The sequence below is a fragment of the Liquorilactobacillus cacaonum DSM 21116 genome (assembly GCF_001436735.1).
GTDB classification, from domain to species: domain Bacteria; phylum Bacillota; class Bacilli; order Lactobacillales; family Lactobacillaceae; genus Liquorilactobacillus; species Liquorilactobacillus cacaonum.
The window spans coordinates 425,795-438,706 of sequence record NZ_AYZE01000014.1 but is presented as its reverse complement, the minus strand read 5'-3'; the positions used below and the strand labels follow the sequence as shown (position 1 = coordinate 438,706).

At 34.3% G+C, this 12,912-nt stretch carries 9 protein-coding genes; 8 read left to right on the top strand and 1 reads right to left on the bottom strand.

From position 1 onward, the window contains the following. Positions 1–10 precede the first annotated feature (10 nt). From FC80_RS06020 to clpB, 6 genes are all read left to right on the top strand, one after another. Positions 11–1,156, top strand: a complete 1,146-nt coding sequence (locus FC80_RS06020; protein ID WP_057829224.1) for a trans-sulfuration enzyme family protein — start codon at positions 11–13, stop codon at positions 1,154–1,156. Positions 1,157–1,235: 79 nt separating this feature from the next. Next, positions 1,236–2,006 carry a nucleoside phosphorylase gene (locus tag FC80_RS06015; RefSeq protein ID WP_235807241.1) on the top strand — a complete coding sequence of 257 codons (771 nt, stop codon included), beginning with the start codon at positions 1,236–1,238 and terminating at the stop codon, positions 2,004–2,006. Positions 2,007–2,185: 179 nt separating this feature from the next. Then, on the top strand, positions 2,186–2,884 hold the full coding sequence (locus FC80_RS06010) for a tRNA (adenine(22)-N(1))-methyltransferase (RefSeq protein ID WP_057829223.1): 699 nt from the start codon (positions 2,186–2,188) through the stop codon (positions 2,882–2,884). Then, positions 2,877–3,992, top strand: coding sequence for a Nif3-like dinuclear metal center hexameric protein (locus FC80_RS06005; RefSeq protein WP_057829222.1), 1,116 nt, complete (start codon positions 2,877–2,879; stop codon positions 3,990–3,992). Before FC80_RS06010 ends, FC80_RS06005 begins: the two co-directional genes overlap by 8 nt. Positions 3,993–4,009: 17 nt before the next feature. Beyond that, the gene (gene pepT / locus FC80_RS06000) at positions 4,010–5,257 is read left to right on the top strand and encodes a peptidase T (protein ID WP_057829221.1); all 1,248 of its coding nucleotides are present in this window, start codon (positions 4,010–4,012) and stop codon (positions 5,255–5,257) included. Between the two features lie 219 nt (positions 5,258–5,476). Then, on the top strand, positions 5,477–8,080 hold the full coding sequence (gene clpB / locus FC80_RS05995) for an ATP-dependent chaperone ClpB (protein WP_057829220.1): 2,604 nt from the start codon (positions 5,477–5,479) through the stop codon (positions 8,078–8,080). A 76-nt stretch (positions 8,081–8,156) separates the two neighbouring features. Here the strand turns inward: clpB and FC80_RS05990 are convergent, their stop codons facing one another. Further along, positions 8,157–8,336, bottom strand: a complete 180-nt coding sequence (locus tag FC80_RS05990) for a YjzD family protein (RefSeq protein WP_057829219.1) — start codon at positions 8,334–8,336, stop codon at positions 8,157–8,159. A 129-nt stretch (positions 8,337–8,465) separates the two neighbouring features. On the opposite strand from FC80_RS05990, the gene dnaE reads away from it, so the two are divergent. Beyond that, a complete protein-coding gene (gene dnaE / locus FC80_RS05985) occupies positions 8,466–11,813 on the top strand; it encodes a DNA polymerase III subunit alpha (RefSeq protein WP_057829218.1) in 3,348 nt (1,115 codons plus the stop codon). Between the two features lie 118 nt (positions 11,814–11,931). Beyond that, positions 11,932–12,894, top strand: coding sequence for a 6-phosphofructokinase (gene pfkA / locus FC80_RS05980; protein ID WP_057829217.1), 963 nt, complete (start codon positions 11,932–11,934; stop codon positions 12,892–12,894). The last annotated feature ends 18 nt before the right edge of the window (positions 12,895–12,912 follow it).

The window sequence follows — 12,912 nt, the reverse complement described above, 5'->3', positions numbered from 1 at the left end:
GATATTAATAATGAAATTTAATACAAAACTTATTCATGGTGGAATTAGTCAAGACAAAACCACCGGAGCAGTAACAGTTCCAATTTATCAAACATCAACTTACGCTCAAAAAGAACTAGGTGGGACGCCTGAATTTGAATATTCAAGAACTGGCAATCCAACTAGAAAAGCCGTTGAAGATTTAATTCGTGATCTTGAGGAAGGTGTTGCAGGTTTTGCCTTTGCATCAGGTTCTGCAGCAATTCATACAATTTTTACACTCTTTTCGGCGGGTGATCATATTATTGTAGGCAATGATGTTTATGGTGGAACTTTTAGGCTAATCAATACAGTTTTAACTAGATTAGGGTTAACGTTTACAGTTGTTGATACACGTAATATAGCTGAGATAAAAGAAGCGATTAAGGACAACACCAAAGCGATTTATATGGAAACTCCAACAAATCCATTGTTACGTATTACCGACATTAAGAAAGTGTCACAAATAGCAAAGAAAAATGATTTATTAACGATTGTAGATAATACTTTTGCTACTCCATATATTCAAAAGCCCCTTACCTTAGGCGCCGACATTGTCATTCATAGCGCATCTAAATATCTTGGAGGACACAGTGATTTAGTTGCAGGTTTAGTTATTGTTAATACAAAAGAATTATCAAATCAAATCGGCTACCTACAAAATGCAATTGGTGGGATTTTAGGTCCTCAGGATAGTTGGTTATTGCAACGAGGAATAAAGACTTTAGCGGTAAGAATGGAAGCACATCAAAAAAATGCGATTGCAATTTATCAATTTCTAAAAAATGATAGTAGAATTGCTAAGATTTATTATCCAGGCGATGAATCTGCACAAGATTTTGCGGTAGTCAAGAGTCAAATGAATGGTTATGGTGGAATGCTTTCCTTTGAATTGCGACAGGGGTTATCTGTTAAAAAATTTGTTGAATCTCTTCAAATTATTACCTTGGCAGAAAGTCTAGGTTCTGTTGAAAGTTTAGTTGAGGTTCCAGCCGTGATGACACATGGTTCTATACCTGAAAAAATCCGTTTACAAAATGGAATTTCTAATGAATTAATTCGGTTATCAGTTGGAATTGAACAAAAAGAAGATTTATTAGCTGATCTGAAACAAGGTTTGGATGCTGCAACAAAATAAATAATTTTTGAGATTGTTAGGAGCAAGGATCTATGTTAGTATCAACTAAATAATTAATTTGGTTGTGGGGGGATTACCCATGTTATTGGAACATTTTGATGCTAATGAAGGAATAATTACTCCTTGGGAAAGTGATTTAGAAAAAACAGTAGAGTTTTTACCCAAAACATTAATAATGCCATTTGATAAGGATATAAATCAACGGATATTTCAAGATGCAAACTATCAAAAGATAGGTGTTCAACACAGTATTGTACAGGATGCAGTAATTGGAAGTTACTCATATGGTGCACAGAAATTTACTATTGCAGCAGCTGACTTGGGCGCCCCAGCTTTGATTGGTAGATTAGAGGAGTTAATGTCTGGAGGAATTGAGAATGTAATCTTATTTGGAACCTGTGGTGTTTTGGATAAAAATCTTGCTGCACATCAAATAATTATTCCTACTAGTGCTGTTCGAGACGAAGGAACTAGCTTTCATTATGTCCCAGCAAGTGATGAAATTCAGATGAATCCGAAGTCAGTTAAAGCATTGACAGCAATTCTCGATGAATTGAAAATTGGCTATACGACTGCTAAAACGTGGACAACAGATGCTCTTTTTCGTGAAACACTAGAAAAAACAAGAGAAAGAGTTGCCATGGGATGTTCAGTTGTTGATATGGAAGCTTCAGCTGTTGCTGCTTGGGCACACTATAGGCAAAAAAATGTTTATCAGTTCTTTTATACTGCAGATCATTTGAATACTGAGACAGGTGAGTGGAACAAGAGAAGTGAGGAGCGGATGCAGGGAAGATCAGTCTATGATTTTTTTGAGTTAGCACTTACAATTGGAAGTAAATTAGATTAGCTATAAGAAGGTTATAAGTACATTTAAAAAAGTGACTGAACTAAATTCATGCTTTAAACTCCTATATAAAAGATTGTGACAAGTTGTAGACTTGGAACGGTCTTTTTTTGTGGAAAAACATGTCTTTTTTTATTGTTAAATCTTCGTTATACTTTAGTAATAAGAAGGAGTGTTTTTTAATGGATGCAAGACATTTATCACAGCGACTTTTAGGAGTTGCTTCATATGTTCCAAATAATGCAAGGTTGGCAGATATTGGTTCTGATCATGCTTATTTACCAGCGTATCTGGGATTAAATAATAAGCTTGCTTTTGGAATTGCGGGTGAAGTTGTTGAAGGACCATACCAAAATGCTATTAGTGAAATAAAAAAAGAGGGATTAAGCGAGATAGTCAAAGTTCGACAAGCTGATGGATTAGCAGCTATTAACGATGATGACGATATTGATGTAATCACGATTTGTGGCATGGGTGGTCCATTGATTAGAGAAATTTTGGAAAAAGGAAATTTAAAATTGGTTAATCATCCATTATTGATTTTGCAGCCAAATGTTGGTGAAAAACAGGTTCGTAATTGGATTGTAGCCAATCATTATAGAATTATTGCTGAAGAGATATTAACAGAAGATAATCATATCTACGAAATAATTGTGGCTAGATACGATGAAAGTCTGTTTGAACTAACAGCGACAGATTTAGAATTTGGTCCATTTTTAAGGAAACAAAAAAATGAGGTTTTTGTTGCAAAATGGCAGGCTGAACTACAAAAAATCAAGTATGTCCTTGAAGAAATGAAAAAGGCAAAGGAATTTCCAATTGAACAAGAACACAAAATGTTAGCAAAAATTAAACGGATAGAAGGAGTATTAGATGACTAATGTTGGTGAAATAGTTGCACGATTTGAACAATTTGCACCACAAAATTGGGCAGAAGATGGTGATCCAGTAGGGTTACAATTAGGAGATTTAAAACAAACAGTTCATAAAATGATGGTGACTCTTGATGTACGACCTGAAGTTGTAGATGAAGCAATTAAAAATAATGTTGATTTTATTTTTGCTCATCATCCAGTCATTTTTCGACCGATAAAAAAATTTGATTTAGCTGATCCGCAAAATAAGATGTATGCATCTTTGATTAAGCATAATATTACTGTGTATACTGCTCATACAAATTTAGACAATGCTCCAAATGGAATGAATGATTGGTTAGCTGATTTGCTAGAATTAAGTAAACGTGAACCACTTCTAAAAGAACATGAAGAAAGCTTACTAAAACTAGCAGTATTTGTACCAAAGAAAGCAGCAGCAAAGCTCAGAAACGCGTTGACAACAGCAGGAGCTGGTCAAATCGGTGATTACCTTGATTGTTCATATACCCTCAGTGGTATTGGACGTTTCACACCCCAAAAAGATTCACATCCAACAATTGGAAAAAAATTAGAACCGACTGAAGTGGCAGAAGAAAAAATTGAAGTAGTATTCCCACAAAAATTACGTTCAAAAATATTGAAAACATTAAGAATTGTTCACCCTTATGAAGAACCGGCATTTGACCTATTTGAAATTCAAGGTAATGGAATAAAGTATGGGATGGGAAGAGTGGGCAACTTGGAACATGAGATGAGTGTTACTGAATTTGCAAAATATTGCCAAGCAAAGTTTAAAATTGCTCATTTAAGGATTGTAACAGACGATTTGGAAAAAAGAGTTAAGAAGATTGCAATTCTTGGTGGAAGTGGTGGCCAGTTTTATCGCGAAGCTTTAAAAAAAGAAGTTGATGTTTATGTAACCGGGGATATCTCTTATCACACTGGGCATGATATAATTGCTAACGGGTTGGTTGCAGTTGATCCAGGCCATCATATCGAACAAATTTGTAAACCATATTTGCAAGAACTTTTCTCAAAATGGAATGCTGAGAATTCCTGGAAAATTGAAGTTTTACAATCAAAACTAATTACTGATCCATTTATTTTTATTTAAGAAGGAGTAATTCAAAAATGACAAAATATGATAATTTGGTGCCACGATTTATAACATATGTAAAAAAAGAAACTAGATCAGACGAAAACTCAACATCAATTCCTTCGACTATTACTCAAGTTGAATTTGCAAAGGATATTGCACATGAATTGCAAGAAATTGGTTTAGAAAATATTCGAATTTCTGATAAGGATGGCTATGTATTTGCAACACTGCCATCTAATGTGGCCGATTCTGTAATAAAAAAAGTTGGGTTTATTGCACATATGGATACAGCAGATTTCAATGCAAAAAATGTTAAGCCCCAAATTCAGGATAATTATGATGGTGAATCTATCATCAATTTGGATAGTGAGGGGGCTTTAACATTAGATCCGAAAGATTTCCCAAACTTAAAAAACTATAAAGGTCATGATTTAATTACAACAGATGGAAGTACGTTACTCGGAGCCGATGATAAAGCTGGTGTTGCAGAGATTGTTACAGCTGTTCAATATTTGATTGACCACCCAGAAATTAAGCATGGTGAAATCGAAATAGGGATTGGTCCGGATGAAGAAATTGGGACAGGTGCTGATCATTTTGATGTTACCGGTTTTGGTGCGGATATTGCATATACAGTTGATGGTGGTCCGTTAGGGGAACTTGAGTTTGAAACGTTCAATGCAGCTAGTGCCAAGGTAAAGATTATTGGGAAAAATGTTCACCCAGCAACTGCAAAGGGTGTAATGATTAATGCTTTACAGTTAGCAATCAACTTGCAAAACGAACTCCCACAAGCTGAGGTTCCAGAAAAAACTGATGGCAGACAAGGATTTTTCCATTTGCTTCAATTAGATGGGACTGTTGATGAAGCACAAATGGCCTATATTATTCGTGATCATGATCGTGAAAAATTTGAAGATCGAAAAAAATTGTTTATGGAAATAATTAAAAAAATAAATGCTCAATTTGATGAGCCAAGACTATTGGTAGAGATGAATGACCAATATTATAATATGCGTGAAATTATTGAAAAAGACATGACGGTTGTTGACTTAGCAAAACAAGCAATGAAAAATTTAAATATTACACCTGTAATATATCCAGTTCGTGGAGGAACTGATGGCTCAAAAATTTCATTTATGGGATTGCCGACACCTAATTTATTTGCTGGTGGAGAAAATATGCATTCCCGTTTTGAATATGTATCTATCCAAGTTATGGAACAAGCAATAGATGTAATTTTAGAAATTATTCAATTAATCCCTAAGCAAAACGATTAACGCAAACACACGTTCGTGATATAATTATAGTTGACCAAGGGATGTTGTAAAAGAACACTCAATTATACAGAGGGGCTAGGTCAATTCTGACTCAGTCCCTAATTTGTTTATCATAATTGCGTTTCATAAGTAAAATTAGTTAGGCTATTTGGTCATAGAATAAGTATATTCTAATTTTTAATACATTCCTTTATTTTGAAAAGAAGTGGAGTGAAGTTTATGGCAGAAGATCGATTGACAAGCGCCGTACAGTCAGCTATTGGTCAAGCACAACAAGTGGCAATCACAAGACATCATCAAGAAATTGGGATTCCGGAACTATTTAAGGTAATTATACAACCGGGTGAATTTGGAGCTGAACTTTATCAACGATCAGGTTTAAACGTTGATTTATTCGAAAAAAAAATTGATGAAGAACTTGATAAAATTGCGACTGTGGAAGGTGAAGTTGCTTATGGGCAAAGTTTAAGTCAAGACATGGCTCGTTTATTACAAGAAGCTGAACAGTTACGTGAAAAACAAAGTGATGAATATATTGCTTTAGACACAGTAATTTTGGCATTAATGAGACTTAAGAATCAACCACTAAAATTGTATATTGAACAACAAGGACTAACACAAAAGAAGTTGCAAGCTGTTATTAAAGATTTGAGAGGGGGAGAAAAAGTGACTTCAAAAAATCAAGAAGAAAATTATAAAGCACTCGAAAAATATGGGATTGATTTAGTTAAGCAAGTAAGAAGTGGCAAGCAAGATCCTGTTATTGGACGAGATGAAGAAATTAGAGATGTGATTAGAATTTTGTCTCGTAAAACCAAAAATAATCCAGTTTTAATTGGAGAGCCCGGTGTTGGGAAGACAGCTATTATTGAAGGATTAGCACAGAGAATTGTGCGTAAAGATGTTCCCGATAATTTAAAAGACAAAAAAATTTTTTCATTAGATATGGGATCCTTAATTGCTGGAGCTAAGTATCGGGGAGAATTTGAGGAACGACTCAAAGCTGTTTTAAAAGAGGTCACAAAAAGCGAAGGTCAGATTATTTTATTTATTGATGAAATCCATAATATAGTTGGAGCTGGCAAAACAGAAGGAAGTATGGATGCAGGCAACTTGTTGAAGCCAATGCTTGCAAGAGGTGAGCTTCATTTGATTGGGGCAACTACACTTGATGAATATCGTGAATATATGGAGAAGGATAAAGCTCTCGAACGACGATTCCAAAGAGTTCTTGTTAAAGAACCATCTGTAGAAGATACGATTTCAATTTTGAGAGGTCTAAAGGAACGATTCGAGATCCATCATGGTGTTAGAATTCATGATAATGCTTTAGTTGCTGCTGCTACTTTATCTAATCGATATATTACAGATCGCTATTTGCCAGATAAAGCAATCGACCTTGTTGATGAGGCATGTGCTACTATTAGAGTTGAGATGAATTCTATGCCAACGGAATTAGATCAAGTAACCAGACAACTTATGAGACAAGAAGTTGAAGAGGCAGCGCTTAAAAAAGAATCCGATGCAGCCTCACAAAAAAGGCTGAGTGAATTACAGAATGAGTTGGCTGAAACCCGTGAAAAAACAAATACTTTAAAGATGCGTTGGGAAAATGAAAAAGAAGACATCCAAAAAGTTAGTAACAAAAAAGCAGAATTAGATAAAGCAAAGCATGATTTAGAAGAGGCAGAAAATAATTATGATTTAGAATTAGCTGCTAAATTACAGCATGCCACAATTCCACAGATTGAAAAAGAATTAAAAGATTTAGAGCAAGTAGAACGGCCTGATAATTGGTTGGTAGAGGAATCTGTGACAGAAAATGAAATTGCACAAGTAGTGAGTCGAACAACTGGAATTCCAGTTGCAAAATTAGTTCAAGGAGAACGAGAAAAGCTTTTAGATTTACCTAAGACTTTGCATGAAAGAGTGATTGGGCAAGATGAAGCGGTTGATGCAGTTGCAAATGCTGTTATTCGTGCACGTGCAGGGTTACAAGATCCAGATCAGCCACTGGGAACATTTATGTTTTTAGGCCCGACAGGTGTTGGGAAAACTGAGTTAGCAAAGGCATTAGCTGAAAACTTATTTGATTCACAAAAACATATGGTTCGAATTGATATGAGTGAATATATGGAAAAACAATCAGTTTCAAGATTAGTAGGTGCTGCTCCGGGTTATATTGGTTATGAAGAAGGTGGGCAATTAACTGAGGCAGTTAGGAGAAATCCATATACCATTGTTTTATTAGATGAGGTTGAAAAAGCACATCCGGATGTATTTAATATTTTATTACAAGTTTTTGATGATGGGCGTTTAACGGATGGACAAGGAAGAACTGTTGATTTCAAAAACACGATTATCATAATGACTTCAAATCTTGGCTCAAGTATTTTGCTAGAGAATGTGTCCGATAGTAAGATAGATGATAAAACTAAAGATTTAGTATTAAAACTTGCACAACAACATTTCAAGCCAGAATTTTTAAATAGAATTGATGACATTATTATGTTTACACCTTTAAGTTTAGAAGCTATCAAGAAAATCGTTTCAAAATTTATAGCTTTGCTTTCTAGCCGATTAAGTGAACAAGAAATCAATCTTGAAATTGCAGATGATGCAAAAAAATGGATTGCAAATGAAGGCTATGACCCGGCATATGGAGCGAGACCATTACAGCGTTTTATTACTAATCATGTTGAAACACCGCTTGCAAAAGAAATAATTGCGGGTAAAATAATGCCACACTCGCTTGTTACAATCAAGTTAGACGAAAAAAATAATTTAATATTTGAAACAGTGCCTGATACTGAAAGAAAATAATTTATAGAGGATTGTTTCTAAAACCTAAAGGGCTAACTCAGAATATAATTTCTGACCTAGCCCTTTAGGTTTTTATTTATTTAGATGCAGGTTTTACAAAATAATCTAGTGCATTTATAAAAACTATGCCAATTATCATTGCAAAAAGCCCACTGAACAATGGTGAAAATGTACCACCGGAAAGAGCAGAACTAATATAACCAATGACTTCACCATAGATGAAGCCCCAAAATAAAATTGTTAACTGTTTAGCCATATGATCAACACCTCTCAATACAAATGTAGTTTAGCACATTTTACTTTATTTTACACTACTAAAAAGTCTAAGATGTTTTTTTAAAGAGAGTGTTGCTATAATGAATATAAGATATAAAGGGGTGAAAAAATGGGTGGTGCAGCGTTACAAGTTATCAGTAGCTACAGTTTGCTACAAAGCTCAATACGAATAGAAGAAGTTGTTCTGAATGCAAAACAAAGAGGCTATACTGCACTAGCTTTAGCGGATATCAATGTACTGTATGGCGCACTTTCATTTTATGATGCCTGTATGGCTAACGGTATTAAACCTCTTATCGGTATGACTTTAGAGACTTCTACGCAGAACAAAGAGACGCTTGTTGTAATTGCTAAAAATGAAGTTGGCTACAGAAATTTGATGCAAATTTCGACTAAAAAACAACTTCTCCTTGCTAAGAATATTTTAGACTTCAGTATAGAAGAAAATATTAATTTATTTGAAGATTTAATTATAATAATTCCACCAAATAACAGTTTTTTTGCCAACAAAATTTTGGATGGAAAAGTTGATATCGCAAAAAAATACCTAAGTTTTTTATATAATATAATAGGTGAAGATTTATATGTTGGAGTTAATACAACATTAGACGAAACTTTCTATGAGACAATTTTGCAATACGCAAACTTTGTAGGGGTGGAAACAATTGCTTTTGACACAATAAAATATTTAGAAAAAAACGGTAAGTTTATTTGTGAAGTTTTAGAGGCAATAAAAAGAGGAGAAACGCTTGATTATAAAAAATTGCAGTATGCAAATAAATCTAAAGGAATAAATTGGCTTAAACCTGTAAGCTCACTTGAAGCAAGCTACGTTGAAGTAAACCGCGCTAAAGCATTTCAGAATATGTTGAGCCTAATAGAACAATTCGATTTTAAATTAGAATCTAAAAGAATAACTTTACCAAAATACAAAACTCCTAATGGCTATGATGCAAACACTTATCTAAAAAAATTATGTGATGAAGGGCTACAGAAAAAGTTTTCCAAACAATCTGAAAATGATAAAGCTAATTATTTAGATAGAATGAACAAGGAACTACTGACCATTGAAAAAATGAGATTTGCAGATTACTTTTTAATCGTGTGGGATGTTACTAACTATGCACGTGAAAATCAGATTTTAGTTGGTCCTGGACGTGGTTCGGCTGCAGGATCATTAATTTCCTATTTATTGGGGATAACTGAGGTTGATCCGCTTAAATATAATTTGTTTTTTGAACGTTTTCTTAATGAGAAAAGAGCGCAAATGCCTGATATTGATCTTGACATTCCAGATAATCGACGACAAGAAATTATTGAATATGTTAATCGTAGGTATACAGAGGGACACATGGCTCAGATTATTACATTCGGTACTTTTGGCGCTAAACAAGCATTGCGTGATGTTGCTCGTGTAATGGGTATTTCTCAAGTGGAAAGTGACAACTGGAGTCGCTTAATTCCAAGTGGACCAGGAATTAATTTGAGGAAAGCACAGCAAAGTTCAGCAAAACTCCAAACTCATATCAATAAAAATGAACAAAATCAACTTCTTTTTAGAACAGCGATGCTTTTAGAAGGATTACCTAGACATTATTCTGTACATGCAGCTGGTATAGTTTTAAGTGATACTGACTTAAAGCAAGTAGTTCCACTACAAATGGGAAATGAAAATATTTTATTAACACAATATACTAAGAATGATGTGGAGCGAGTAGGATTACTTAAAATTGATTTTTTAGGTTTGCGAAACCTTACAATTTTAAATAATACACTACTATCTATAAAAAGAAATTTTAATAAGTCTGTTGATATTAATCAAATTCCACTAGATGATAGAAAAACTTTGAACTTATTTCAACAAGCAGAGACAAGTGGAGTTTTTCAATTCGAGTCTGGAGGTATTAGAAATGTATTACGCAAACTTCATCCTACTTCCTTTGAAGATATCGCAGCAGTCAACGCATTGTTTCGCCCAGGCCCAATGGAAAATATTGACAGCTTTATTGCTCGTAAACATGGACGAGAAAAGATTACTTATCCCAATGATTCATTAATTCCAATTCTGAAAAATACCTATGGTATTCTAGTTTATCAAGAGCAAGTTATGCAAGTTGCTTCTGTCATGGGTGGCTTTTCTTTGGGGCAAGCTGATATGTTGCGCAGAGCTATGAGTAAGAAAAATGCTGCTGTGATTAAAGATTTGAAGTCTAAGTTTGTAAAGGGCGCATTAGCACTTGGATATTCGAATGAAACTGCCAAAAAAGTATATGATTATATTGCTCAATTTGCCAACTATGGATTTAATCGATCTCATGCAGTTGCGTATTCAAAAATGGCATTTCAACTTGCTTTTTTGAAAGTTCATTATCCTGCTTCCTTTTTTGGAGCACTTCTAAATGCTGTTATGGGTGATATTAAAAAAACAAGAGAATTTTTATTAGAAGCAAAGCAATATGGATTGCTTCTAAAATCACCTAGCATAAATAAAAGCAATTACTATACCATATCAGGAAAAAATGAACTTCTTATTGGACTAGGGAACATTAAAACATTGCGTAGAGATTTCATTAAATCGATTATCACTGAACGTAAAATTGGAGGATGGTATAAATCTTTCAATGATTTCTTAAGTCGAATTGACCACAAATATTTAAAAGTGGACCCCATTAAAGCACTTATTTATTCCGGAGCTTTTGATTCATTTTCAGAAAATCGTGCAACATTGTTGGGTAATTTAGAAAAAAATATAAGTAATGTTGAACTTAGTGGTGAAAATAGTGAGCTATTATCCTTGTTGGCGCCTAAATCAAAAAAATTTGATGAACTTTCACTCGATGAATTATTAGCAGGTGAGAAAAAATATTTGGGCCTTTTTCTTTCTGCACATCCAGTTGAAAAATTTGATAAAGTTGCCAAATTTTATAATACTAATTTAATAGCGAAAACCCGGGCAAATACCAATCCTCGAATTTTGTGTTTAATTAAGGAAATAAAAGTTATTCGTACAAAAACTGGTGAGCAAATGGCTTTTATAACAGTGGAAGATCAATCTGGAGAAATTGACTTAACTCTTTTCCCAAGGGTATTTGATAGAGTAACAGAAGATTTAGAATTAAATAAAGTTTACTTGGTAGATGGAAAGAGTGAAATTCGACATCAGAAAATGCAATTAATTGTTTCAAGAATGAATTTGGCAGAAAAATTGAAAATAGAAATGAAAGAAAAACTTTTTTTGCGGCTTCCTAGTGAAAGTTCAAGTTCGGAAAAAGAAAATTTACTAAATATATTACAAAGCAATGCAGGAAACATTCCGGTCGTTTTATATGAAGAAAAAACTGCGATAAAATGGGTCTTAGATAAAAAATATTGGGTAAACAAATCATCGGAAGTAAAAAAACAACTTGATAACTTGATTGGCAAAAATAATGTTGTCTTTAGAAATGAAAGCAAATGAAAATATCATGTGATAATTTGAATTTAATTTATAATTTTACAAGACATTTGTGATTAAAAGTGATAATATATCCCTTGGAGAATGTGTTGTTCCATTATATTTACTTGAGGTGAAAAGAATGAAACGCATAGGTATTTTAACAAGTGGTGGAGATGCTTCTGGGATGAACGCAGCGATTCGTTCAATTGCTCGTTCGGCTATTTCAGCAGGTCTAGAAGCTTATGGTATTAACTATGGCTTTGCTGGATTGGTTGCTGGAAATATTCGTAGGTTAGAATCAAAGGATATGGATGGAATTATCGATCGTGGAGGTACCATTTTATATTCAGCACGTTTCCCTGAATTTGCGGAAGAAAAAACGCAATTGAAGGGTATTGAACAATTGAAAAAATTTGGAATCGACGCACTTGTAGTTATTGGTGGAGATGGTTCTTATCATGGTGCTGAGCGACTTACTCAACACGGATTCAATTCAATTGGCGTTCCAGGGACTATTGATAATGATATCCCAGGTACTGATTTTACAGTTGGATTTGATACTGCAGTTAATGTTGCATTGGATGCACTTGATAGAATCAACGATACCGCAACTTCTCATCAACGTACTTTTGTTGTTGAAGTGATGGGTCGCGGTGCAGGTGACATAGCTTTGTGGGCAGGAATTGCTGCTGATGCTGATGCAATTGTAATTCCAGAACGTGAATATGACGTTAAGAAGATTGCGGAACATCTCAAGCACAACTATGAGAATGGTAAAGATCACGGTTTGATTGTTTTAGCAGAAGGTGTGATGTCAGCTGCTGATTTTAAAGCTGAACTTGATCAATATGGTGACTTTGACAGTCGTGCAATTACTTTGGGACATATACAGCGTGGCGGACGTCCAACTGCAAAAGATCGAGTGCTTGCAAGTATGTTTGGTGATTATGCAGTTCGTCTCTTATTAGAAGGTAAGGGTGGCTTAGCAATTGGTATCAGAGATAACAAATTAGTTGCAACTGATATTATTGATACGCTCGAAAATCATAAGCATATTACTGACGTTTCGTTGCTTGATTTAAATGATCGTCTTCGTTTTTAGAACAACAATTAACTTTGT

Excerpts from the sequence above, each read along its gene's own strand:
- FC80_RS06010 (WP_057829223.1), top strand. The coding sequence starts at position 2,186 with ATGGATGCAAGACATTTATCACAGCGACTTTTAGGAGTTGCTTCATAT.
- FC80_RS05990 (WP_057829219.1), bottom strand. The coding sequence starts at position 8,336 with ATGGCTAAACAGTTAACAATTTTATTTTGGGGCTTCATCTATGGTGAA.
- FC80_RS06020 (WP_057829224.1), top strand. The coding sequence starts at position 11 with ATGAAATTTAATACAAAACTTATTCATGGTGGAATTAGTCAAGACAAA.
- FC80_RS06005 (WP_057829222.1), top strand. The coding sequence starts at position 2,877 with ATGACTAATGTTGGTGAAATAGTTGCACGATTTGAACAATTTGCACCA.
- pepT (WP_057829221.1), top strand. The coding sequence starts at position 4,010 with ATGACAAAATATGATAATTTGGTGCCACGATTTATAACATATGTAAAA.
- pfkA (WP_057829217.1), top strand. The coding sequence starts at position 11,932 with ATGAAACGCATAGGTATTTTAACAAGTGGTGGAGATGCTTCTGGGATG.
- dnaE (WP_057829218.1), top strand. The coding sequence starts at position 8,466 with ATGGGTGGTGCAGCGTTACAAGTTATCAGTAGCTACAGTTTGCTACAA.
- FC80_RS06015 (WP_235807241.1), top strand. The coding sequence starts at position 1,236 with ATGTTATTGGAACATTTTGATGCTAATGAAGGAATAATTACTCCTTGG.
- clpB (WP_057829220.1), top strand. The coding sequence starts at position 5,477 with ATGGCAGAAGATCGATTGACAAGCGCCGTACAGTCAGCTATTGGTCAA.